Annotated in this window: 22 protein-coding genes; 15 read left to right on the top strand and 7 right to left on the bottom strand. The window is 68.2% G+C overall.

Annotation, left to right across the window (positions count from 1 at the left end; translation table 11 throughout):
- Positions 1 to 125: 125 nt before the first annotated feature.
- Positions 126 to 1,574 (top strand): ricin-type beta-trefoil lectin domain protein, encoded by a 1,449-nt coding sequence (locus ACGFIF_RS36240; RefSeq protein WP_393160810.1) that lies wholly within the window; start codon positions 126 to 128, stop codon positions 1,572 to 1,574.
- Here ACGFIF_RS36240 and ACGFIF_RS36235 read toward each other — a convergent pair.
- Positions 1,571 to 2,488, bottom strand: a complete 918-nt coding sequence (locus ACGFIF_RS36235) for a DMT family transporter (protein ID WP_393160808.1) — start codon at positions 2,486 to 2,488, stop codon at positions 1,571 to 1,573. The two genes, ACGFIF_RS36240 and ACGFIF_RS36235, sit on opposite strands and share 4 nt — an antisense overlap.
- A gap of 81 nt (positions 2,489 to 2,569) precedes the next feature.
- Here ACGFIF_RS36235 and ACGFIF_RS36230 point away from each other — a divergent pair, with 81 nt between their 5' ends.
- The 3 genes from ACGFIF_RS36230 (at position 2,570) to ACGFIF_RS36220 (ending at position 4,618) form a co-directional block, all read left to right on the top strand.
- Positions 2,570 to 3,466: a LysR family transcriptional regulator gene (locus ACGFIF_RS36230; RefSeq protein WP_393160806.1), complete on the top strand. Its 897-nt coding sequence runs from the start codon at positions 2,570 to 2,572 to the stop codon at positions 3,464 to 3,466.
- A gap of 85 nt (positions 3,467 to 3,551) precedes the next feature.
- Positions 3,552 to 4,088 (top strand): hypothetical protein, encoded by a 537-nt coding sequence (locus ACGFIF_RS36225; protein ID WP_393160804.1) that lies wholly within the window; start codon positions 3,552 to 3,554, stop codon positions 4,086 to 4,088.
- On the top strand, positions 4,085 to 4,618 hold the full coding sequence (locus tag ACGFIF_RS36220; protein ID WP_393160802.1) for a hypothetical protein: 534 nt from the start codon (positions 4,085 to 4,087) through the stop codon (positions 4,616 to 4,618). Before ACGFIF_RS36225 ends, ACGFIF_RS36220 begins: the two co-directional genes overlap by 4 nt.
- Here the strand turns inward: ACGFIF_RS36220 and ACGFIF_RS36215 are convergent.
- Complete coding sequence (locus ACGFIF_RS36215; protein ID WP_393160800.1) at positions 4,589 to 5,347, bottom strand: SDR family oxidoreductase; 759 nt, start codon at positions 5,345 to 5,347, stop codon at positions 4,589 to 4,591. The two genes, ACGFIF_RS36220 and ACGFIF_RS36215, sit on opposite strands and share 30 nt — an antisense overlap.
- 147 nt (positions 5,348 to 5,494) lie before the next feature.
- Between ACGFIF_RS36215 and ACGFIF_RS36210 the strand changes: the two genes are divergently transcribed.
- The 5 genes from ACGFIF_RS36210 (at position 5,495) to ACGFIF_RS36190 (ending at position 9,316) form a co-directional block, all read left to right on the top strand.
- Positions 5,495 to 5,800 carry a hypothetical protein gene (locus ACGFIF_RS36210; RefSeq protein ID WP_393160798.1) on the top strand — a complete coding sequence of 102 codons (306 nt, stop codon included), beginning with the start codon at positions 5,495 to 5,497 and terminating at the stop codon, positions 5,798 to 5,800.
- Positions 5,757 to 7,202: a sensor histidine kinase gene (locus ACGFIF_RS36205; RefSeq protein ID WP_393160796.1), complete on the top strand. Its 1,446-nt coding sequence runs from the start codon at positions 5,757 to 5,759 to the stop codon at positions 7,200 to 7,202. The genes ACGFIF_RS36210 and ACGFIF_RS36205 overlap by 44 nt, the downstream gene beginning before the upstream one ends.
- Positions 7,199 to 7,858, top strand: coding sequence for a response regulator transcription factor (locus ACGFIF_RS36200; protein WP_393160794.1), 660 nt, complete (start codon positions 7,199 to 7,201; stop codon positions 7,856 to 7,858). The genes ACGFIF_RS36205 and ACGFIF_RS36200 overlap by 4 nt, the downstream gene beginning before the upstream one ends.
- 82 nt (positions 7,859 to 7,940) lie before the next feature.
- Positions 7,941 to 8,540 carry a DUF4956 domain-containing protein gene (locus tag ACGFIF_RS36195; protein ID WP_393160792.1) on the top strand — a complete coding sequence of 200 codons (600 nt, stop codon included), beginning with the start codon at positions 7,941 to 7,943 and terminating at the stop codon, positions 8,538 to 8,540.
- Complete coding sequence (locus ACGFIF_RS36190; protein WP_393160790.1) at positions 8,537 to 9,316, top strand: polyphosphate polymerase domain-containing protein; 780 nt, start codon at positions 8,537 to 8,539, stop codon at positions 9,314 to 9,316. The genes ACGFIF_RS36195 and ACGFIF_RS36190 overlap by 4 nt, the downstream gene beginning before the upstream one ends.
- Here the strand turns inward: ACGFIF_RS36190 and ACGFIF_RS36185 are convergent.
- Both ACGFIF_RS36185 and ACGFIF_RS36180 read right to left on the bottom strand, forming a co-directional pair.
- Entirely contained in the window at positions 9,300 to 9,488 is a 189-nt protein-coding gene (locus tag ACGFIF_RS36185; protein ID WP_393160788.1) for a DUF1918 domain-containing protein, read from the bottom strand. The genes ACGFIF_RS36190 and ACGFIF_RS36185 overlap by 17 nt on opposite strands.
- A 70-nt stretch (positions 9,489 to 9,558) precedes the next feature.
- A complete protein-coding gene (locus ACGFIF_RS36180) occupies positions 9,559 to 10,203 on the bottom strand; it encodes a LysE family translocator (protein WP_393160786.1) in 645 nt (214 codons plus the stop codon).
- Between the two features lie 118 nt (positions 10,204 to 10,321).
- Between ACGFIF_RS36180 and yicI the strand changes: the two genes are divergently transcribed.
- Entirely contained in the window at positions 10,322 to 12,529 is a 2,208-nt protein-coding gene (yicI, locus tag ACGFIF_RS36175; RefSeq protein ID WP_393160784.1) for an alpha-xylosidase, read from the top strand.
- On the opposite strand, the gene ACGFIF_RS36170 is transcribed toward yicI, so the two are convergent.
- Positions 12,510 to 13,430 carry an SDR family NAD(P)-dependent oxidoreductase gene (locus ACGFIF_RS36170; RefSeq protein ID WP_393160782.1) on the bottom strand — a complete coding sequence of 307 codons (921 nt, stop codon included), beginning with the start codon at positions 13,428 to 13,430 and terminating at the stop codon, positions 12,510 to 12,512. The two genes, yicI and ACGFIF_RS36170, sit on opposite strands and share 20 nt — an antisense overlap.
- Before the next feature lie 92 nt (positions 13,431 to 13,522).
- Between ACGFIF_RS36170 and ACGFIF_RS36165 the strand changes: the two genes are divergently transcribed.
- Entirely contained in the window at positions 13,523 to 14,488 is a 966-nt protein-coding gene (locus tag ACGFIF_RS36165) for an AraC family transcriptional regulator (RefSeq protein ID WP_393160780.1), read from the top strand.
- Here ACGFIF_RS36165 and ACGFIF_RS36160 read toward each other — a convergent pair.
- Both ACGFIF_RS36160 and ACGFIF_RS36155 read right to left on the bottom strand, forming a co-directional pair.
- A complete protein-coding gene (locus ACGFIF_RS36160) occupies positions 14,428 to 17,247 on the bottom strand; it encodes a glycoside hydrolase family 3 C-terminal domain-containing protein (protein ID WP_393160778.1) in 2,820 nt (939 codons plus the stop codon). The two genes, ACGFIF_RS36165 and ACGFIF_RS36160, sit on opposite strands and share 61 nt — an antisense overlap.
- 190 nt (positions 17,248 to 17,437) lie before the next feature.
- Positions 17,438 to 18,631, bottom strand: coding sequence for an ROK family protein (locus ACGFIF_RS36155; protein ID WP_393160776.1), 1,194 nt, complete (start codon positions 18,629 to 18,631; stop codon positions 17,438 to 17,440).
- Between the two features lie 139 nt (positions 18,632 to 18,770).
- Between ACGFIF_RS36155 and ACGFIF_RS36150 the strand changes: the two genes are divergently transcribed.
- The 4 genes from ACGFIF_RS36150 to ACGFIF_RS36135 all read left to right on the top strand — a co-directional run bounded on the left by ACGFIF_RS36150 (position 18,771) and on the right by ACGFIF_RS36135 (position 22,784).
- Positions 18,771 to 20,435 (top strand): ABC transporter substrate-binding protein, encoded by a 1,665-nt coding sequence (locus ACGFIF_RS36150; RefSeq protein ID WP_393160774.1) that lies wholly within the window; start codon positions 18,771 to 18,773, stop codon positions 20,433 to 20,435.
- Positions 20,436 to 20,553: 118 nt separating this feature from the next.
- A complete protein-coding gene (locus ACGFIF_RS36145) occupies positions 20,554 to 21,417 on the top strand; it encodes an ABC transporter permease (RefSeq protein ID WP_393161420.1) in 864 nt (287 codons plus the stop codon).
- Positions 21,414 to 22,319, top strand: coding sequence for a carbohydrate ABC transporter permease (locus ACGFIF_RS36140; RefSeq protein ID WP_393160772.1), 906 nt, complete (start codon positions 21,414 to 21,416; stop codon positions 22,317 to 22,319). Before ACGFIF_RS36145 ends, ACGFIF_RS36140 begins: the two co-directional genes overlap by 4 nt.
- A 36-nt stretch (positions 22,320 to 22,355) precedes the next feature.
- Complete coding sequence (locus tag ACGFIF_RS36135) at positions 22,356 to 22,784, top strand: beta-galactosidase (protein ID WP_393160770.1); 429 nt, start codon at positions 22,356 to 22,358, stop codon at positions 22,782 to 22,784.
- Positions 22,785 to 22,831: the final 47 nt, after the last annotated feature.

The following is a 22,831-nucleotide window of genomic DNA, read 5'->3' as shown; positions in this document are numbered from 1 at the left end:
CGGTCACATCCCATGTTGACGCAAACATCGGCCATTGACGGCTGCCCGTGTTTACGTAAACATCACCGCGAGACGGAAATCCGCGGCGTCGGGGCCGCCGCTCGTTCGTGAGGATCGGAGAACGCGTGAGATCAACTGTTGGGCGTATCGCGGCCGCGGCATTCGCGGCGACGGCTGTCGTCGCCGCGATCACGGTGCCGGCCGGGGCGTCGACGACCGCCACCGCCGAGTCAGCCGCCACCGCCGGCTCCACCGGGCCGAAAGGGACGAGTGAGTTCCGGGGTGTGAACTGGGCGGACCCGCGCGACAACTACGCCGACGACGAGGTGGTCCCGTCCGGGCTCAGTACGGCGGACTCCTATGCGACGACGTACCAGAAGGCCATCGGCATCACGGGCGAGTTCCGCAAGGAGCTGAAGGCCAACACGATCCGCCTGCCGATCAACCCCTCGAGTGTCGGGACTGACTGGTGGAAGTCCTACCGGGGTGCGATCGACGCGTCCGTCGCCGGCGGCTTCAAGGTCATCCTCAGCTACTGGGAGGCCGACAACGCCAAGGACGGCCGGGTCGACGATCCGGCCAAGTACGCCGCCATGTGGAACACCGTGGTCGCGGCGTACGGCAAGAACCCGCGGGTGTACTTCGAGCCGATGAACGAGCCGTTCGGCTACTCGCTGACCGAGTGGGTGTCGCTCACCTCGTCCTGGATCGCCACGCACCCGAGCGTCCCGCGCGGCCGGATCGTCATCTCCGGCACCGGCTACAACGACAACGTCACCGGTGTCGGTGCGGCGCCCGAACTCGAGGGCACGCTGCTGTCGCTGCACTTCTACGGCTTCTGGGCCTCCGACGAGAACGAGGCGGCCTGGCTGGCGAACCTGCGGCCCCGGATCGGCGAGTACGGCTGGCGCACGATCATCGACGAGGCCGGTTCACCGATGACGATCGGCCTGAACTACGGCAACCACGAGGGCAACGTCTACACGTCGTACCTCGCTGCGCTCACCCAGGTCGCGCGCGAGCAGAACATGGGCATCGTCTACTGGCCCGGCCTGCGCAACGGCGACTCCTACTCGATGACGACCCAGGTCGGCCCGAGCGATCTGCAGGTCAACAGCCAGAGTGGTCTGGCGCAGCTGTGGTGGGGCTGGGGTCTGCTGAAGCAGGAGCCGTCCAACGACCTGCCGCCGGCGCCTCCGGGTGAGCCGCTGCGTGGTGTTGCCAGCAACCGGTGTGTCGACGTACCCGGCTTCTCGACGACTCCTGGTACGGCGCTCGACCTGTGGGACTGCAACAACGGCGGCAACCAGTCGTGGAACTACACGGCCGACAAGCAACTCACCGTCTACGCGGACAAGTGCATGACCGCAGGTGCGGCGGGCAGCGCGGTCACGATCGAGAACTGCACCGGCGCGGCCAACCAGGCCTGGAACCTCAACGCCGACCTCACCATCACCAGCGTGGCGAGTCCTGATCTGTGCCTCGACGCCGCCGGCGGCGGAACGGGCAACGGTACGGCGATCGACGTCTGGTACTGCAACGGCGCCGACAACCAGAAGTGGACACGCTCCTAACGACACCGCGCACGTGCCTCCCGGCCATCCCGGGAGGCACCTGCGGCGACGCCCGCTTCGGCCTCTGGCTGATCGCCTGCAGCACGGTGTGTCCGCTCGATGGACTGACCCCAGGTCGTACCGGTGAGCATGAGTACGGCTCCGATCGCTGCGAGCACGGTGAGACGCTCGTCGGCGAGGATGATGCCGATGGCAACAGCCCAGACGGGTTCGGTGCCGAGCAGGAGACTGGCCCGGCTGGCAGAAGTGCGTTGCACAGCCCAGGTTTGTGCAAGGAACGCGAAGACACTGCAGAACAGCGCGAGGTAGACCAGTTGTAGCCAGGTTGCCACGCCGGCGTCCATCGGCAGGTGACTGGCGCCAGGCACGGCGAAGAGAGCCGTTCCGACGACTGTCTGCACCGTCGTCACCTGAAACGGCCGGAGGCCGGTCGCGAGGCGGCCGACCAGGGCGACATGGGCGGCGCGGACGACCGCAGCGGCGAGCATGAGCAGGTCGCCGATACCGGGGGCGTGCAGGCCGTTGCCGGACATCAGCAGCCCCACGGCGACGATGCACAGACCGGCAGCTAGGAAGAACCTCGGCGGCATCCGGCGCCGGTCCATCAGCGGTGTCAGGACGAGCGTCAGGCTGATGATCAGCCCGGCGTTGGCTGCGCTGGTGTGCGTGACGCCGTACGTCTCCAGCACCAGGACCGCCGCCTGGCTCAGGCCGAGCAACCCACCGACCTTGAGCTCACGCCGGCTGACACCCCGGACGAAGAGCAGGAGTGCGATCGCGGAGATGCCGTAGCGCAGGAACAGCACGGTCAGGACCGGTGTGGACCCGGTCGCGGTCTTGGCCGCCAGATAGCTCGAGCCCCACACGACGGCGACCAGCAACAGCACGATGTCGGTACGGCGGGATGCGAGCACGTGCTCAACGGTGACCGGAGAGTATGTTGAAGCCAAGTACCAACTTCTTAACCGACCTTGTAGCGGGCCTACAGTGTAGGGATGGACGAGCGACAGTTGCGGGTACTGCGGGAAGTCGGTGAGCTCGGCAGTGTCACCGCGGCCGCGGAGGCCTTGCTGGTGACGCCGTCGGCGATCTCACAGCAGCTCAGATTGCTGCAGCGGTCGATCCCGGTGCCACTGACCGAGCGAGACGGCCGGCGGGTCGTCCTCACCGCGGCCGGTCGCGCCCTCGCAGGTGCGGCGGCCGACGTGGAGAGCGCGCTGGCCCGGGCACGGCACACCGTCGACGAGTTCATCGAACAGCCCGATGGTGTCGTGTCGGTCGCGGCCTTCCACAGCGCGGCGGCGACGTTCTACCCGTTGCTGCTGCGGTCCGATGCCGCGCCTCAGCTCAGCCTGCACGACGAGGATGTCCCGCAAGACGAGTTCCCGTTGCTGACCCGCGAGTACGACGTCGTCCTCGCGCATCGCCTCGACCACGGCGCCGCCTGGCCGCGCACGGTCGCTGTCACCTCATTGCTCCATGAACCGCTTGACGTCGCCGTCCCGAAACACCACCCACTGGCCGCCAAGCGTCAACTGACTCCGCGCGACCTCGCCCACGAACCCTGGATCACCGTCCACGACGGCTTCCCGCTGATGGCCACCATCGAGGCGATCGGTGCCGCCGCCAACCATCGCCTCAACCTGGTCCACCGGATCAACGAGTTCACCGTCGTCGCCGAAGTGGTCGCCGCCGGCGGCGGTATCGCCCTCTTGCCCCGGTGGACCGCTCGCCGCCACCCGTCCGTCGTTCTTCGCCCGCTCCGCGGCGTCCACGCCCGCCGTCACATCGACGCCCTCCACCGCCCCGAACGCACCGCCCGCCAAGCGGTCCGCACCGTCCTGACGACCCTCCAGCAAGCCGCCTCGACCCTCGCCAGACCCACCCGCTAGCTGGGCATGGCCTGGGTTGCGGCAGGATTTGGGCACTGTCACCCGCCCGCGACGGTTTCCGGTTCGTACGGATCTCGAGGGAGTCATGACAGCACTTCTCCGCAGCACCTTGGCCGTTCTGGCCGTCGCCGCACTGGCAACACCCGCCGCGGCGCAGGCAGCACCATCGGTAAAGACGCTGGTCGTCACCGCGCACGACGACCTGCGCGACCTGGCACCGACCGCCGGCGGGCCGTTCGACAACGCGCGCGCTCTCGTGGTGCTGGTCTCACCCGGCGACTCGACGCTGGCGATCCTTCAGGTGCGGGGGATCGGCAACTCCGCGGCCGGCCGGTCCTTCGGTGCTCACCTGCATTCCGGCCCCTGCGTCGCTGGTGACGGCGCGGCCGCCGGTCCGCACTACAACACCGACATCATCGCGGGAGAGGTCCCACCGCGCGTCAATCCCAGCACCGAGATCTGGCTCGATTTCACCGTCAGCCCGTCCGGCGCCGGCAACGCGATGACCGTCGTACCGTTCACTCCCTTGCCTGGCAACCGGTCGGTCGTCATCCACGAGAAGCCGACCGACCATCACGGTGCTGCGGGCGCACGATTGGCGTGCCTACCCTTGTCCTGGTGACCGTTCAGGAGTCGATCGAGTCCGGCCCGCGTCGCCTGAGCGTTCCGCGCTCGGCCGCGGCCGGGCTGGGCCTCGGCCTGTTGTGGGGCATCGCCGCCCGGAGCTGGATGCGGCTGATCTCGACCGAGCCGCAGTTCACCTGGGCCGGGACCGCCACGATCCTCACGCTGACCAGCGTCTGCGGCCTGGTCCTCGGCATCCTGTACGGCGTCCGCCAGGCCGGCCGATCCCGGTGGTGGCGGGCCTTCGCCGTACTGTGCCTGCCGCTGTTCTCCGGCGCCGGGATGGTCTTCCTGCCCGCGTTCCTGCTCGGTGGTCTGCTGTACCTGCCACACCTGTGGTCCCGCCTGGTCGGCGCGGCGGGCATCCTCATCTCGCACGGCTGGTTGTGGCGAAGCCTCAACGGCGAGTCGCTCAACCCGTGGTACCTCTACACCGGTTTCCTGATCCTGTCCCTCGCCCTGGCTGCCGGCGCCGCCGAGCTCTACCGTCCCCGACGCCTAAGCGAAGCCCCCGTTGCTCAGCAGTAGCTGGCCGTTCATCCACTGACCCTGCTCCGAGCAGAGGAAGTCGACCAGATTCGCGGTGTCCTGCGGCGTACCCAGCCGGCCGAGCGGCGTCTGCTTGGTCCCGCTGGCGCGGATCTCGTCGGTCATCCAGCCGGTGTCGATCGGGCCGGGGTTGATCACGTTGGAGCTGATGCCGAGGTGGGCGAGTTCGTGGGCGGCGGCCAACGTGATGCGGTCGAGGGCGCCCTTGCTCGCGCCGTACGGCACGTGGTTGACGTAGTGGTCACTGGTCAGCGCGATGATCCGGCCGGTCCCGGGGAGGCCGGTGAAGCGGCGGCCGAACTCGCGGATCAGCAGCCACGTCGCCCGCGCGTTCACCGCGAAGTGCCGGTCGAAGCTCTCCACGGTCGTGTCGAGGAGACCCGAGTTGACCGACTCGCAGTGGCACATGATCAGCGCGGTCACAGTGCCCAGCCGCTCCTCGGCCTGGTCGAAGATCCGCTCGGGAGCCGCGGGGTCGGCCAGGTCGCCCTCGATCGGCACCGCGGTGGCGCCCAGCTTCTTGAGCTCCTCGGTGATCTCCTGGGTGGCACCCGATTCCACACCCCAGGTCATCCGCTCGTCGTAGGCGGTCCAGTAGGTGAAGGCGATGTCCCAGCCCGAGGCCGCGAGCTTGCGGGCGATGCCGGCGCCGATCCCGACGGTGCGGCCGACGCCGGTGATGAGGGCGACAGGGCGATGCTCGTTCATGGCCGCGATCCTGGTGGCTCCAGGGCCGGCAGGCAACCGGAATACGGGCCGCCGGGTGCGGTGACGGGTCTTCTCCGCCGTCCGAGGATGAGAATTCTGTAATCTTCGGCTCATGCGGTTCTTCAGGTGGGATCGCAGGCTTTGAGGATGCGGTCTCCACGCGTGATCTACGGGGTCGTCGCCGGCCTGCTGGTGGTGGCCGGTGTCCTGCTGCCCCGGTTCCTGGCCGACCGGTCGTCACCCGAGCTCGGCGAGACGGTCGTCGTACCAGCCGGATCCAGTACGACGCCGACACCAACCCCCACTCCGACGCCTCCGCGGACGCCGCCGTCGAGCAAGCCCACGGTGACGAGCACCACCGGCGCCGAACCGGTGGCGCCGCCCCCGGCGCAGACGGCCGGGCCGGACGATGACGACGACGGCGTGGACGACCCGGACGACGACGATGGGTGATGGCCGACGGCTGCCGGTGGTCAGCGCCCGGGTGCGGATCATCGGCTGGATGTTCGGTGTACTCGCGCTCGCACTCTCCGCACTCGTGTTCCTCACCTGGCAGGTCCTCGCGGTCCGCGCCGACGCGGCCGCGGACGACGAACTGACCCATGAGGCGAACAAGTTCCGCTCCTTCGCGAAGTCCCCGGCGGCCGAGACCTTCACCCGGCCCGAGGCCCTGCTCGACCGTTGGCTCCAGAGCAACCTGCCGGACGACTCCGAGGCGTTCTTCACCATCGTCGACGGCCGCGAGTACCACCGCAGCCAGGGCACCCCGCCGGCCCGTCTCGACACCGACGCGGCCTTCGTACGACGTCTGGCCGGTGCGACCGAACCGTCGTACGGCTGGATCGACAGCCCGGCCGGACGGGTCCGGTACGGCGTCATCCCGGTGCAGATCGGCGAGCAGCCGGTCCGCGCGCGGCTGGTCGTGCTCGAGTTCCGCGATGTGATCGCCAAGCCGTCGATGGACGCGGCCCGGTGGCTGGTGATCATCGGCGCGATCATCCTGGCGATGGCCGCGGGTGCCTGCTGGGCGGTCACCGGCCGGGTGCTCGCGCCGATCCGGCAGTTGCGCACCACCGCGGAGCGGATCAGCGACTCCGACCTGCGCCGCCGGATCGATGTCGTCGGCAACGATGACGTCGCGAACCTGGCCCGCACGTTCAACACGATGCTGGACCGGCTGGAGGACGCCTTCACCTCGCAGCGCGAGTTCGTCGACAACGCCGGGCACGAGCTGCGGACGCCGATCACGGTGATCCGCGGCCATCTGGAGCTGATGGGCGACGATCCGCGCGACCGGGCCGAGACCAAGGCGCTGGTACTGGACGAGCTGGCCCGGATGAACCGGATGGTCGACGACCTGCTGGTGCTGGCGAAGAGCGATCGCCCCGGCTTCCTCGAGCTCGGCGAGGTCAACCTGACCGAGCTCGTGGTCGAGGTGGTCGCGAAGGCGCGGCCGTTGGCGGACCGGGCCTGGCGGGTGGCGGCGACGGCCGACGCGACGATCGTGGCCGACGGCCAGCGGTTGACCCAGGCGCTGATGCAGCTGCTGTCGAACGCGGTCCGGCACACGAAGGCCGGCGACCGGATCGAGGTCGGCTCGCACCTCGATGCCGACGGGAGCGTGCTGCTGTGGGTGGCCGATTCCGGGCCGGGGGTGGCGCCAGAGGACCGCGAGCGCATCTTCGAGAGATTTGCCCGAGGCAACGATCAGCGCCGGACCGAAGGCGCCGGACTCGGGCTGGCGATCGTCCGCTCGATCGCCCAGGGCCATGGCGGTGACGTACGACTGGCGCCCGGTCCGGGTGCACGGTTCGAGCTGACCCTGCCGGCGAGTGAGAGAGTGGGCCTGACATGAACCGGATCCTGATTGCCGAGGACGAGGAGCGGATCGCGTCGTTCGTCGACCGCGGTCTGCGCAGCAACGGGTTCGTGACGACCGTGGTCGGCGACGGCGAGACGGCGTACCAGGAAGGTGCCAGTGGCGCCTACGACCTGCTGATTCTGGACATCGGGCTGCCGCGGGTGGACGGGTTCACCGTGCTCCGGCGGTTGCGCGAGGCAAGGGTGACGATGCCGGTGGTGATCCTGACCGCGCGGGACAGTGTGCGCGACACGGTCGCCGGGCTGGAGGGCGGCGCGGACGACTACATCGCCAAGCCGTTCGCCTTCGAGGAACTCCTGGCCCGCGTGCGTCTCAGGCTGCGCAGCGAAGGTACGCCGGACGCCAACATCCTGCAGGTCGGTGATCTGACCCTGGACCTGCGCACCCGCCGTGCCCTCGTCGACGGTGCGACCGTCGAGCTGACCGCGCGCGAGTTCCTGCTGGCCGAAGTCTTCTGCCGGCACCCCGACCAGGTGCTGTCCCGCGAGCAGCTTCTCTCCCAGGTCTGGGGTTTCGACTTCGACCCGGGCTCGAACGTCGTCGACGTCTACATCCGCTACCTGCGCCGCAAACTCGGCGCCAACCGGATCCAGACCGTCCGCGGCATGGGGTATCGCCTCCTTCCGTGAGAGGTCTCTCACGGAGGCTTCAGGAACGTCTCACCACCGGCCGGAAAGGTGGAGTCCATCCAACGTTCACCTGGAGGAAACCATGTCCGGTCTGGGAGTCGCCATCCCCGCCGATCTGCTCGCGATCGCCCTGCTTGCCTACGGCACCTACTTCCGCCGCTACCATCGCCGTGACCTGCTGCTCGCGTACGTCGCGCTCAACGTCGGCGTGCTCGCGGTCACCGCGATGCTGGCCGGCAGCGGCGCCGGGATGGGACTCGGGCTCGGCCTGTTCGGCATCCTCTCGATCATCCGGCTGCGCTCGGACTCGATCACCCAGGAAGAGGTCGCGTACTACTTCATCTCGCTCGCGATGGGGCTGGTCAACGGTCTGCACCCCGGACCGTTCTGGCTCGCACCCGCGCTGAGCTTCCTGCTGGTCGCACTGATGTACGTCGTCGATCACCCGCGGCTCACGCTCCGGTCGCGCCGCCAGAAGGTCATCCTCGACCAGGCCTACCCGGACGTCCACGAGATCGGGCCCGCGCTGGAGCGACTACTCCGGGCCGACATCCGGTACTTCGTCGTCCTCGACCTGGACCTGGTCACCGACACCACGGTCGTCGACGTCCGCTACCGGGTCCGTGCCGCCGGTCCGCACACGGTCGACGCCGTCCGCCGGCTCGAGCGGTTCGCGTCATGAGCCGCCGGCTGCTGGCGGCGATGACCGGCGCGCTGGCTCAGTTGCCGCCGATCACCCTCGACGAGGTGCTCGCGGAGGCGGAGTTGCAGACGCGGGTGGATCGCAAGTACCTGGTGCCGATCGCGACGTTCGTCGAGTTGGTGACCCGGTTGCGCGACCGGTTCGCCGTACTGGAGATCGACGGGCAGCGGAGTTTCCGGTACGAGTCGGTGTACTTCGACACGCCGTCGCTCGGGCTGTACCGGCAGCACGTCCAGCGGCGGCGGTACCGGTACAAGGTGCGGACGCGGTCGTACCTCGACAGCGGGGAGTGCAGCTTCGAGGTGAAGCTGAAGGGCAACCGGTCCGAGACGGTCAAGTCGCGGATGCCGTACTCGCTCGCGGACCGGGCCCGGCTGACCGAGCCGGCCTGGGAGTTCCTCGCCGAGCAGTTGCGGATGGCGTACGGCGTCGGGATCGTGGATCGGCTGCAGCCCGCGCTGACCACCACGTACCGGCGGAGCACCTTGGTGGATCGCGTCGAGCACAACCGGATGACGTGCGACATCGACCTGCGGTTCTTCGACGGCCGGGCGTCGGTCGACGTGCTGCCAGCCGCCGTACTGGTGGAGAGCAAGACAGCAGGGCGCGCCGGAGCGGCCGACCTGGTGCTACGCGAGCTGCAGGTGCGCCCGATTCAGGTCAGCAAGTACTGCGTCGCGGCCGCGCTCCTCAATCCTCAGCTTCGCGCCAACCCGTGGCACCGAACGTTGCGCCAGCTCACTCGGAGTGGATGATGCGCGCGTCCGGCCCGGGGAAGAAGAGGGACTCGCTGTCGGTGTCGGTCCAGTGCACCAGATACGGCGGAGCACCGTTCGGATCGTGGACCTCGACGATCTCGCCTTGCCGCCGGTGCGCACTCACGTGAGTGCCCTCGACGATCACTGTGTCACCCGCCGCCGCCTTCATCGGATCGCCTCCATCAGTCGGTGACTGCTCCCCACCAGCTTGACCCCACACCCCCCGCCTGCACCAGACGTCAGTGGATGTCGGCGGCGAGGCGAGCGGCCAGGGCGGTGAAGATGCCGGCGCAGATGCGTTCGAGGCGGCGGCGGACCTTGCTGCCGGCCCGGAACAGGGTGGTGGCGAGGCTGCCGGCCAGCAGGCCGGCGGAGGCGTCGACCGGGAAGCCGACGGCGATGAAGACCGCGCCGAGGACCAGGAACTGGACGGTGACCGGCCAGCTGCCCGCGCCGGTGGTGAGGAACTGCGGCACGAACGCCAGGTAGAACAGGATGACCTTCGGGTTGGCGAGGTTCGTCAGCGTCGCCATCACGTACGTCTTCCGCAGCGTCCGCTTTGGCAACTCGAGCGCGTCGTCGGTCTCGCTGACCTCCTGGCGGCTCGCCCGCCAGGTCAGATACGCCAGATACAGCAGGAACGCGGCTCCGGCGATGCGTACGCCGTTCAGCACCTGGGGCGCAGCCTGGATCAGCGCCCCGAGGCCGAGCGATGCCGCCACCGTGTGCACCGCCAGCCCGGTGGACATCCCGGCCGCCGCGACCACTCCGGCCCGTCGTCCGCCGACGGCCGCGTTCGCGACGATGAACAGCATGTCCGGGCCGGGCACGATACTCACGAAGAACACGGCGACCACGAACGCGAGCACGATCGAGAGTTCCATCCGCCCATCCTCACCCGGAGGCTGTCTCACCAGCCACGGGTTTCCACACTGCGAGCAGTCGCTGCCGGGTAAGCTCCGTCGAAGCGCTTCGACATCCGTTCGAGAGAGGCCGTTCCTGATGAAGTTCACCGACGGTTATTGGCAGCTTCGGGCCGGGCTGGCGCGGCTGCGACCGGCCGAGGTCGAGAGCGTGGAGGCGGGGGAGCGGGAGCTCACCGTGTTCGCGCCGGCCAAGCGGATCGAGCGGCGCGGGGACACCCTCAACCAGCCGGTGTTCACGGTCACCTTCTCGTCACCCGCCCGCGGGGTGATCGGCGTCCGGATCGCGCACCATCTCGGCGGGCTGCCCGCGCGTCCGTCGTACCGGCTGAACACCGACGACGAGCATCCGGTGAAGGTGGAGGTCGGTCCGACCGAGGCTCGGCTGACGTCGGGGGAGTTGAGCGTGATCGTCGGCCTGGACGGTCCGTGGGATGTCCGGTTCGAGCAGGACGGGCGGCCGCTGACGAACTCGGGTGCGCGGAGCATCGGGCTGATCACCGACCAGGACGGCCGGCACTACCTGCACGAGCAGCTCGCGCTCGGTGTCGGCGAGACAATCTACGGCCTCGGCGAGCGGTTCGGCCCGCTGGTGAAGAACGGTCAGATTGTCGACATCTGGAATGCCGACGGCGGCACGTCCAGTGAGCAGGCCTACAAGAACGTGCCGTTCTACCTGAGTAGCAAGGGGTACGGCGTCCTGGTCGACACGCCGGCCAATGTGTCCTTCGAGCTCGGCGCCGAGGTCACCTCACGCAACCAGTTCAGCGTCGAGGGCGAGGAGCTCTCGTACTACGTCTTCGCCGGGCCGACCCCGAAGGACGTGCTCCGCCGCTACACCGCCCTCACCGGTCGGCCCGCCCGCGTCCCCGCGTGGTCGATGGGCCTCTGGCTGTCGACGTCGTTCACCACCGACTACAGCGAGGAAACGACGAGCGCGTTCGTCGACGGAATGGCCGAGCGCGACCTGCCGTTGAGCGTCTTTCACTTCGACTGCTTCTGGATGCGGCAGTTCCACTGGTGCGACTTCGTCTGGGACCCGGTCGCGTTCCCGGACCCGGCCGGGATGCTGCGCCGGCTGAAGGACCGCGGTCTCCGGATCAGCCTGTGGATCAACCCGTACATCGCCCAGCGCTCGATCCTCTTCGAGGAGGGCCGTCGGCTCGGCTACCTGCTGAAGCGTCCGGACGGCTCGGTCTGGCAATGGGACATGTGGCAGGCCGGTATGGCGATTGTCGACTTCACCAACCCGGATGCCACCGCGTGGTACCGCTCCAAGCTGCAGACGCTGATCGACCTGGGCGTCGACTGCTTCAAGACCGACTTCGGTGAGCGCATCCCGACCGATGTCGCCTGGTACGACGGCTCGGATCCTGAGCGGATGCACAACTACTATGCGCACCTCTACAACGAGGCCGTCTTCGGTCTGCTCGAGGTGAACCGCGGCGAGGGCGAGGCCGTTCTGTACGCGCGCTCGGCGACGGCCGGTGGGCAACAGTTCCCGGTGCACTGGGGCGGCGACTGCGAGTCGACGTTCGAGGCGATGGCGGAGTCGTTGCGGGGTGGGTTGTCGCTGGCGGCGTCCGGGTTCGGCTACTGGAGTCACGACATCGGCGGGTTCGAGGGCACACCCGATCCGGCGATCTTCAAGCGGTGGGTGCCGTTCGGGCTGCTGTCGTCGCACTCGCGGCTGCACGGCTCGTCGTCGTACCGGGTGCCGTGGGCGTTCGACGAGGAGGCGGTCGACGTACTGCGGAAGTTCACCAAGCTGAAGATGTCGCTGATGCCGTACTTGATGACGGCCGCGGCCGAGGCGCATCGCGACGGAGTGCCGATGATGCGGCCGATGGTCCTGGAGTTCCCCGACGATCCGGCCGTTGCCTATCTGGATCGGCAGTACATGCTGGGCCCCGACCTCCTGGTCGCACCCGTGATGAGCTCCACCGGCGAGGTCTCCTTCTACCTTCCCGCGGGCACCTGGAACGATCTGCTCAGCGGCGACCAGTTCATCGGCCCACGCTGGGTCCACCAGACCCACGGCTTCGACACCCTCCCGGTCCTGGTCCGAGAGGGCGCCGCGATCCCCATCGGCGCGGTCGACGACCGCCCCGAGTACGACTGGTCCTCCGACGTGGAGCTCCGCTGGTTCGCCCCCACGGAAGGCCAAGCGACCCTGGCGAAGATGCCAGACGCAACAATCGAACTCACTCTGCGCGACGGCCACGTGGAAACCCGCGTGATCGAAGGCACCTGCGAGGACTACACCGTCAACGTGCTTGGTCGGTGATCTCGGTCAGCCACGGCCGGACAAGCTTGTCGCTGCGGACCCACAGCTCGTGACGGCGATCTCGACGCGACGCTCGCGGGGGAATCCGTCGCCGTCCCTTGGGTCCGAAGAAACCGCCGTTCGTGCCGATCGCCGCGGGATCCTGTGCCAAGAACACCGGCATCTTCGCGGCAGTGGTGGGCGATGAGCCGACGAGGCGTTGCAAGGTCAGAGCCACCGACCTCGCGGCGCGCGACACCCCGCGCGCGTTGGTGAAGACATCGGTGGCAACCAGGCCCGGGTAGACGCAGGTCACCTCCACGCTGGTGTCACGCACTTGCTCGGCCAGCTCCACCGCGAGCAGGTCGTTCGCGAACTGAGTGCGGCCCGCGACCTGGAGGCCGCGTCCGCCGCCGCGCAGTTGCAGGTCGTCCATGTTCAGCGAGTCGCGATACTTCCCGGCGTTGGCCACCAGGACCACCCGGCCGGACGGCGCCTGCGTCAGGTCGGGGAGCAACCGGCGGATCAAGAGGTAGCGGGACAGATAGTTGAGGACGAACGTCCGCTCCAAGCCTTCCTCTGTGGTCTCCGTGACCACAGAGAGGACCCCAGCGCACAACACCAGGGAGTCGAGTCGCCGGACGGTCGCCGCGATCCGGTCGGTCGCCGCCGCTGTCTCGGCAACCGACGACAGGTCGGCCGCGACGAACTCGTGGCCGCGGCCGGGTGCGAGCGTCTCGAGCTGCGACAGCACTGCTTCGGCCCGCGTCGTACTCCGCCCGACGATGATGACCCGATGGCCCAGCGCGGCCAGTGCGACAGCGACCGCGCGACCGATGCCGCCGGTTCCCCCGGTCACCACCGTGGTTGTGGGCTCGTCTGCTGCCGGCATTGAACCGTGCTTCGTCTCGTTGTCTGTCATGTATCGACGGTAGGCACTCGCTCACTGGACGATCCATATGCAATAGTCTCCGAAACCACATCGTTCGTCTCGGCGATGCAGGAAGCGCGCCCGTGGATCTCCTGAGCTCGATACTTCGTGAACTGCGCTTCGAGAGCGCGGCCTACCGCTGGCTGGAGCTCGGGGCGCCGTTCCGGGTGCGTTTCGATCACCCGGGGCTGCGCGGCGTCCACCTCATCACTCACGGCGAGTGCGAACTCGGTCTGGACGACGGCACGGTTCTCGAACTGACAGCCGGAGACCTGGTCATCTTTCCGCACGGGGACTTCCATGTGCTCCGCGCCCGGACCGGGGCCGAGTGTTCCACCGTGTCCAGCTACGACCTCGCGATGCGCACGCCCGGCACCCGGCTGCGCGCCGGGGGAGAGTCGGTGGACACCGTCGTGGTTTGCGGCGCCTTCGTGGTCGGTGAGCCCGACCACCCGGCATTGCGCGCGATCCCACGGATCATCCGTGTCCCCGGTGATCAGGGGCGGCCGCCACCGTGGGTTGCTCCGCTCATCGACGCCCTGACAGGCGAGGCGTTCGACGCCGGTCCAGGCAGCGATCTCCTGATGGCCCGTCTGTCGGATGCGCTGCTGATCCGTGCGTTGCGGCACCAGGTCGCGAGCGAGCAGCAGTCGGGCTGGCTTGCCGGCCTGCGGGATCCCCAGGTCGCCGCCGCCCTCGCACTCCTTCATGCGGATCTGGCGCAGCAGTGGACACTGCCACTCCTGTCCCAGAAGGTCGGCCTGTCCAGGGCGGCGTTCGCAGCCCGCTTCACCGCGACCGTCGGTGAGTCGCCGATGCGTTATCTGCTGTCGTTGCGGCTACAACGGGCCAAGTCGCTGATGCGGAATCCAACGGTGACCATCGCCGCCGTCGCGGGGCAGGTCGGCTACCAGTCCGACGTCGCCTTCGCGTCCGCGTTCAAACGCGAGGTCGGAGTGCCACCAGGCGCCTATCGCCGTCGAGTCGATCACACCGGACCGGCCGTCAGCCCTGCCAGCACGACATCGGCCGCGGAGAAGACGATATAGAGGGTGTGTACGCCGGTTGCCGTCAGCTGACTTGCTAGCGATGTGAGCTTGTCTGACGGTAAGACCTGCAACTTGTCTAGCAAGTCGCCATGTAAGGGGTCATCCAGGCGGAGTTCGATCGTTGCCGGCGCGGATCCACGATTGGCGACGGTCGCCATGTATGACGTGTGCACCAGCTCGACATCGTCGAACGACAGCCAAGCGCCGGGTTCGAGCGAGAGGACGGCGTCGCCCCGGTCAGGCGTGGCCGTGGTCAGGGTGATGGCGGAGTAGTCGTCGAAACTGGTGGCGGCCAGGTCGTTGCTTCCCGGCCGCGTGAGGACGGAGCGCGGGGGGATGCGTTCGCCTTGGACGTCGAGGGTCGCGGCGAGGCGGGTGTCGGTGCTGGAGCGGCCGACCATGATGCTGTGCCGGGCAGACTCGACGCAGTGCCGGTCCCTGGTCACGTCCCAGAAGCCGAGGTCGGCAGCGGCGATGGTCAGCTCGACGTCGGTGCTCTCACCAGGAAGCAGCGACAGTCGGTGGAAGCCGCGCAGTTGGCGCAGCGGTTGCTTGACCCGCGAACGCTGCTGATGCGTGTAGAGCTGGGCGACTTCACTGCCCGCCCGAGTGCCGGTATTGGTCACCGTGAACGTGACGCGGACTTCGCCGTCCGCCGGGATCGACGTGGAGCTGAGGCGCAGGTCGCCGTACGTGAAGGTCGTATAGCTGAGGCCGTGGCCGAACGGGTAGAGCGGCATGCCGCGGTAGTACAGGTACGTCGCGTCCGTCGCGATGATGTCGTAGTCGAGCAGATCGGGAAGATCGGCGGCCGAGTGGTACCACGTCTGGGTCAGCCGCCCGCACGGGTCGGAGTCACCGAAGAGTACGTCGGCCAACGCGCGACCGTACTCCTGCCCGCCATGGGCGGACCAGAGCAGCGCCGGCAGGTTCTGCTGCGCCCAACCGACCGCGAACGGATAGCTGCTCGTCATCACGAGCACCGTGCGCGAGTTCGCCGCATGCACGGACCGGACGAGCCGGTCCTGAGCCGTCGGCAGCTCGAGGTCGCCACGGTCCTCGGTCTCCCGCCCGTTGACCATCGGATGATTGCCGAGCACAACGATCGCGGTATCCGCACGCGCCGCAACCTCAGCCGCCGCCGCGGCGCCGTCGATCACCACCTCGAGTTCGAAACTCGTCCCGGAGTCGCTGAGGCCGACCGTGTCGTCCACGCGCAGGTAGCGGCCGCTGTTGAGGTGCAGCACCTGAACCGTGTCGCCCGTCTCGACCAGGCGGAAGGTCTGCTTCACCTCCCACCCGTTCGGACCAGCCTGATCCGCCACCAACGAGCCGTCGTCGGCAGCAGTCAGGTGCCGCCCGTTCCGCACCGACCGCAGCGCGCACGCGTCACCACCCCAGTCGAACAGATCGAAGTACCTGTGCTCACCGGCGTCAGCCCGCAGTACGCCGTCCGCCCCGATCGTCAGGTACGACGTCGAGCCGGCAACGCGGAGCGCGATGCGATCGACGCCCTCGCAGTACTCGACCCGGTCCTCGCCCAGCCGTTCGACGAGACCGCGGTACGCGGTGATCTGGTACGGCAGAGTCCCGGCGTACCAGTCCTCCGAGAGTGTGTTCGCGAGCGGTCCGATGACGGCGAGGCGGTTGATCGCGGAGGCGTTGAGGGGGAGTACCTGGCACTCGTGTTTGAGCAGCACGATCGACTGCCGGGCCGCCTCCTGGGCGAGCTGGCGATGGGCCGGGCAGTTGACCAGATCCGGCTCGAGAGCGCGATAGGGGTCGAGCTCCGACGGGTCGAACTCGCCGAGGCGGAACCGGATCGCGAGCGCGTGCCGGACCGCGGTGTCGAGGTCGTCGACGGTGATGAGACCGCGGTCGATGGCCTCAGTGAGTTTCTCGATCGACGGCCCGGCGTCGGTGTCGTCCTGGGTGAAGCTGTCCACGCCGGCCTTGAGAGCGGCGGCGTACGCGGCCGGACCGTCGGGGGAGTACTGCTGCAGTCCGTACAGATTGCCAGGCGCGTACGCATCACTGACAACGAGCACATCCTGGTCGGTCCACTTGCGTAGCACGTCGTTGATCAGCGGGCTGAGATGAGCGGGCCGTCCGTTCACCAGGTTGTACGACGGCATCACCGCGACGGCCGCACCGGCTTCGATCGGTGCGCGGAACGCGGGGAGTTCGTAGTCGTGCAGGACGCGCGGCGGCAGGTTGCTCGAGGTGGTGCAGCGGTCGGTCTCGTTGTTGTAGGCAAGGAAGTGCTTGAGCGTCGGGGCGGTCTTGAGGTGCGTGGGATGGTCGCCGGTCAGCCCGCGGCCATAGGCGGTCGCGATGATCCCGGTCAGCCAGGGATCCTCGGCGTACCCCTCCTCGTTGCGGCCCCAGCGCGGGTCGCGGAGCGGGTTCACGACCGGTGCCCAGACGTTCAGGCCGACCGCGGCCGGGTCCTTCTGGTGGAAGACGCGGACCTCGTCGCCGACCGCGGAGCCGATGGCGCGGACCAGGTCCGGGTTCCAGGTGGCGGCCAGCCCGACGGCTTGCGGGAAGACGGTGGCCGGCCCGTGCCAGGCGACACCGTGCAGCGCCTCGGTGCCGGTCCGGAAGTAGTCGAGGCCGAGGCGCTGGACCGGCGCCTGGTGCTGGTGCAGCAGGGCCAGCTTCTCGCCGGTGGTGAGCCGGCCGACCAGATCGTCGAGCCGTTCCCGCAGCGGTCGCGCGGGGTCGCGGAACGGTGGGTTCGGGACTGGAGTGCTCATCGGCGATCGACTCCACTGCGGCTGGTGTCGAAGCGCTTCGACCGCTCACCGCGGGCGATCGATCGAAGCGCTTCGACGGTATGGGCGAAATAATCCGTCTCGGCCAGTGACGGCCCTGCTACGACGGAGTGATCAGAGGGTTGCATCCCAGGCCGGACGGGTCAAGACCCAGGTAGACGCTTTCCGCAGTTCACAAAGGGCTGGGGAGGTGGCCGGTCGTCAGCGGCGCAAGGGCCAGGGCGGTGGCGCCCAGGGGAGTGGCGGTGTGGGGGAAGGTCGAGGCGACGATCGTGCAGCCGCCGGCGTCGGGAGCGATGGCGGACTCGTGCAGCGCCTTGGTGATCGCGGGCGAGAGGTGGGCGGCCAGCAGGGCGTACGCGCCACCGAGCACGACGTATCCCGGGTTGAGGATGTTGACGAGGGCGGCGATGCCGTGGCCGAGGTGTGTGCCGGTCTCGGCGAGGACCTTGGTGACGGCGGCCTCGCCCGCATCAGCCCGGCGGATGAGGTGCTCGAGCTGGATCTGCGGATCAGGATCGGTCACGCCGTCGATCCGGGACAGGATGGCCGGCAGGCTGGCAAGCGCCTCCAGGCAGCCGCGACGTCCGCAGCCGCAGAGCGGTCCGTCCGGGACCAGCCGGAGATGACCGATCTCACCGACGTACCCGAGGTGTCCGCGCAGCGGCCGGCCGTCGACGATGATGCCGGCCCCGACTCCGGTGTCGCCGTTCAGCTCGATGAGGTTCTCCGCGCCGGCCAACGGGCCGTAGAGATGCTCGGCCAGGACGGCGAGCGACGCGTCGTTGTCGACGTTCACCGGGATGTCCGGACGCCCGAGCGCCGTGGTGAGGTCCGCCTGGAGAGCCACGTCCCGCCAACCGAGCGCGGCCGCCAGGACGACGGTCCCGTCCCGGTTCACCAATCCCGGCACGCCCACCGTGATCCCCAGCACCCGGCGACCCGACGACTGCACGGTCGTGATGGCGCGCCGAGCCAGCGCCGCCAGAGCAGCGATCGTCTTCGCCGCCCCCGCATCGACACCAGGCCCGGCGCGGTGCCAGCGCAGTACCTGCTCACCGGCGGTGTCGTAGGCGAGCGCCGTCAGACCGCGCGCGCTCACCTCCAGACCGATCGCGGCGTACGCCGACCCGTCCAGGACGAGCAGGGTCGCCGGCCGGCCGACATGGTTCTGCGTCTGCTGGGTCTCGCGGACCAGGCGGCGGTCGAGCAGATCCCCGACGATGCTCGTCACGGTCGCCTTGTTCAGCCCGGTCCCCGACGCGATCGCGGCCCGTGAGCACGGGGCCTGACGGCGCAGGTAACCCAGCACGGCGGCCAGGTTGGTGGCGCGGATGTCCGTGTGGTCCGCGGTCTGTGTGGTCAAGGTCCGTTCCCGTTCGGCTCGTCCAGGCGGTGGCCCAGGTCTGGGTCAGTTCTACACCTTGTCGTGCCTTCGCGTCTGCGTTAATTTGTTTGGCTACCAGCCCAACTAATTCTAGGCCAAGAAATCCAGGAGAGCCATCGTGACTGGACCAGTGGGCGGCGCGACCAGCCGCCGGACGTTCATCTCCCTACTCGGCGCAGGCGCCGCGGCGGCCGCCGGTGGCGTCACGCTGACCGGATGCTCGGACGGAAACTCCGGGTCGGCGACCTCGGGCCGGGCCGAGACCGAGGACAAGCTGTCGGGGTTGCTGCCGAAGTACATCGCGTACGAGTCGGTCAAGCCGGACCTGCCGGGCGAGAACGGCGCCGCACCGGGCTACACCAACTACCCGGCCGAGCTGAAGCGGGCCGTGCCGGACAAGGCGGTCACCAGCGGCAAGGAGGTCTCCGCGATGACCCCGCTGTGGAGCCCGCCGCCGCCCGGGCTCGGCAACAACAGCTACTACGACGTGAACAACGAGCGGATCGGGGCGCCGGTCCGGTTCAACATCCTGAACGGCAACGACTACGGCGACAAGCTCGGCCCGATCCTTGCGGCCGGCAACGTGCCGGAGCTGCTCTGCATCCCGGGCTGGAACATCGCCAGTCTGACCCGGTTCGGTCAGGCCGTGGACAAGCTGTTCGAGGACCTCACGCCGTACCTGGCCGGCGACAAGGCGTCGGTGTACCCGATGCTGGCGAACCTGCCGACCAGGGCCTGGGCGTACGGCGTCTGGAACAACCAGCTCAAGGCGGTGCCGTTCCCGTCGGACGGCTTCCCCTGGATGATGATGTACCGCAAGGACATCTTCGACCAGTTCGGTGCGGAACCGCCGAAGACCGCAGACGATCTGCTGGCGCTGGGCAAGCAACTGACCGACGCGAAGGCGAACCGGTGGGCGTTCGGCTCGGTCTCCGACGAGGTGATCCGGGCGTTCGGGGCGCCGGCCGGCTGGCGCAAGGAGCCGGACGGCAAGCTGGTGCACAAGGTCGAGACGCCGGAGTTCGAGGAGGCGGTGGCTTTCGTCCGGAAGCTGTTCCAAGCCGGCTACGTGCATCCGGAAGTGGTTGGCAACGCGGCGGACGAGAACGCGCTGTTCGAAGGCGGCAAGTTGGTGATCCGCCAGAACGGGCTCGGCGGCTGGCAGGAGTCGCTGCAGCGGCAGACCACGGTCAACCCCAAGTTCAACCCGCAGCCGGTGATGCCGTTCGCCCACGACGGCGGGACGCCGATCACCTGGGGCGGCGACCCGGCCGGCATCTTCACCTTCGTGAAGAAGGGACTCGGCGAGGCCCGGGTGAAGGAGCTGCTCGGCGTCCTCAACTACACGGCGGCGCCGTTCGGGACCGAGGAGAACCAGCTCTACATGTACGGGAAGGAAGGCACGCACTACACCAAACAGCCTTCCGGTGCACCGAAGCTGACCCCACTGGGGCAGAAGGAGGTGTCACAGACCTACATCTTCCTCGGTGGCCGGCCGACGGCCATCACCCAGAGCGAGTACCCAGGGTACGTCGAGTCGATGAGCGCCTGGCAGAACGCGGCGGCCAAGGTCCAGCAGAAGAACCCCTTCGACGGGATCCGGGTCGAGCAGCCGGCCAAGATGGCGGCGCTCAACCAGCCGTTCGACGACGCGCTGCAGGACATCTTCCGGGGCCGGAAGCCGGTCAGCGAGCTGAAGACCGCAGTCAAGCAGTGGCAGACGAACGGCGGCAACGAGGGCCGCGACTTCTACGCGAAGGTGCTCAGTGACAACGGTCGTTAAGGATCCTGTGAGGGCGGCGCCGGCCGCGGCGAAGCGTCCGCCGGCGTCGCGCCGGAAGCGTCCGCGAAGTGGAGCGAGCCCTCGGCATCGGTGGGCGCGGGACTGGCCGTTGCTGTTGATGGTGCTGCCGGTGGTCGTGCTGCTGGGGGTGTTCCACTACTTCCCGACCCTGGGCAACGTGATCGCGTTCCAGGACTATTCGCCGTACGTCGGGATCCGCGGCAGTGAGTTCATCGGCTTCGACAACTTCAGCCGGATGTTCTCCGAGCAGGCGTTCTGGCAGGCGGCGGCGAACACGCTGATGATCACCGTCGTCCAGTTGGTGTTCTTCTTCCCGATACCGATAGCGCTGGCGTTGCTGCTGAACAGCGTGTTGTCGGCCAAGCTCCGCAACGTCATCCAGGGCATCGTGTACCTGCCGCACTTCTTCTCGTGGGTGCTGGTCGTGTCGCTGTTCCAGCAGATGATCGGCGGTGGCGGGCTGCTGGCGCAGTCGCTGCGGAACAACGGCTACCAGGCCATCGACCTGATGACCAGGCCGGACTCGTTCATCCTGCTGGTCACCGCGCAGTCGATCTGGAAGGACGCCGGCTGGGGAATGATCGTGTTCCTCGCGGCGTTGTCGACGATCAACCCGGCGCTCTACGAGGCCGCCGCGGCCGATGGTGCGAACCGCTGGCGCCGGCTGTGGCACATCACGCTGCCGGGACTGCGGCCGGTGATCGTGCTGCTGCTCATCCTGCGGCTCGGTGACGCGCTGACGGTCGGTTTCGAGCAGTTCATCCTGCAGCGCAGCGCGGTCGGCGCGGATGCCGCCGAGGTGCTCGACACGTACGTCTACTACCAGGGTCTGCTCGTCGGCGACTTCGGGTACGGCGCCGCGGCCGGCCTGTTCAAGGGTGTCGTCGGGCTCGTCCTCGTCCTGGTGGCCAACCGATTCGCCCACATGGTGGGCGAGCAGGGGGTGTATTCGCGCTCATGACGACAAGAGCTGTCTGGGAGGAAGAGCCGACCGCAGTCGGCCGAGTGGGCAAGCCGGTGGTGCTGGCCCTGATCGCACTCGCGGTCGCGTTTCCGATGTACGTCGTGGTCGTCACGAGTCTGTCCAGCACCGAAGCAGTGACCCGGGCCGGCGGGCTGGTCGTCGTACCTCGGGACCTGACGATTGCGGCGTACGTGCAACTGCTGTCGGGTGGCGTGGTCACGCGGGCCTTGGTGATCAGCGTGCTGATCACGTTGATCGGTACTGCGTTCAGCCTGTGGGTCACCGTGCTGGCGGCCTACGGGCTGTCCCGGCCGGGGTCGTTGTTCCACCGGCCGTTGCTGTTCGTGGTCCTGCTGACGTTCCTGTTCGGGCCGGGCATCATCCCGAGCTACCTGCTGGTGAACTCACTCGGGCTGATCGACAGCTACGCGTCGCTGATTCTGCCGACCGCGGTGTCGGCGTTCAACCTGATCGTGATGCGGGCGTTCTTCATGGCGATCCCTGCCGAGTTGATCGACAGTGCGCGGATCGACGGAGCGGGAGAGTTCGCGATGCTGCGCCGGATCGTGATGCCGCTGTCGAAGGCGGTGGTGGCCGTGGTCGGGCTGTTCTACGCGGTCGGCTACTGGAACGCTTTCTTCAACGCGCTGCTCTACCTGAACGACAACAACAAGTGGCCGTTGCAGATGGTGCTGCGGACCTACATTGTCGAACAGCAGGCACTGCCCACCGGCGCCGGCGGAGTGGCCAGTGGCGTCGGCCTTGGATTGGCACCGGCGCCTGGTCTGGCGATCAAGATGGCCATCGTGGTGATCGCGATCGTGCCGGTCCTGCTGGTCTACCCGTTCATCCAGCGCCACTTCACCAAGGGCGTCATCATCGGCGCGGTCAAGGGGTGATGCCAGGATGAGTCGGGCAGACGGGAAGGGAGCGGTATGACGCGACTCTGGTACGGCGGGGACTACAACCCGGAGCAGTGGGATCCGTCGGTGTGGAAGGAGGACGTCGAGCTGATGCGTCAGGCCGGCGTCAACCTCGTCACCGTCGGCGTCTTCTCCTGGTCGAGTCTCGAACCGTCGCCGGGGGAGTATCGGTTCGGCTGGCTGGACCAGGTTCTCGACCTGTTGCATGACGGTGGCGTGAGCGTCGACCTGGCCACGCCGACCGCGTCGCCACCGCCGTGGTTCAGCCGGCTGCATCCGGAGGCGTTGCCGGTGACGCTCGACGGCGTACGGCTGACGCATGGCAGCCGGGACACGTACTGCGCTTGTGCGCCGGCCTATCGGTCAGCGGCTGTCGGTATTGCTCGTGCACTTGGGCCTTACCCCCGGTTCGTGGACACGGGTGGTGGATTACGCCGCTGACGGGAGCGTAGCGGGGTAGAGGGCTTCGTAGGTGTTCGGGGACAGGT

This window comes from Kribbella sp. NPDC049174 (assembly GCF_043197365.1).
GTDB lineage: Bacteria > Actinomycetota > Actinomycetes > Propionibacteriales > Kribbellaceae > Kribbella.
This window is presented reverse-complemented; position numbering and strand designations above follow the sequence as displayed.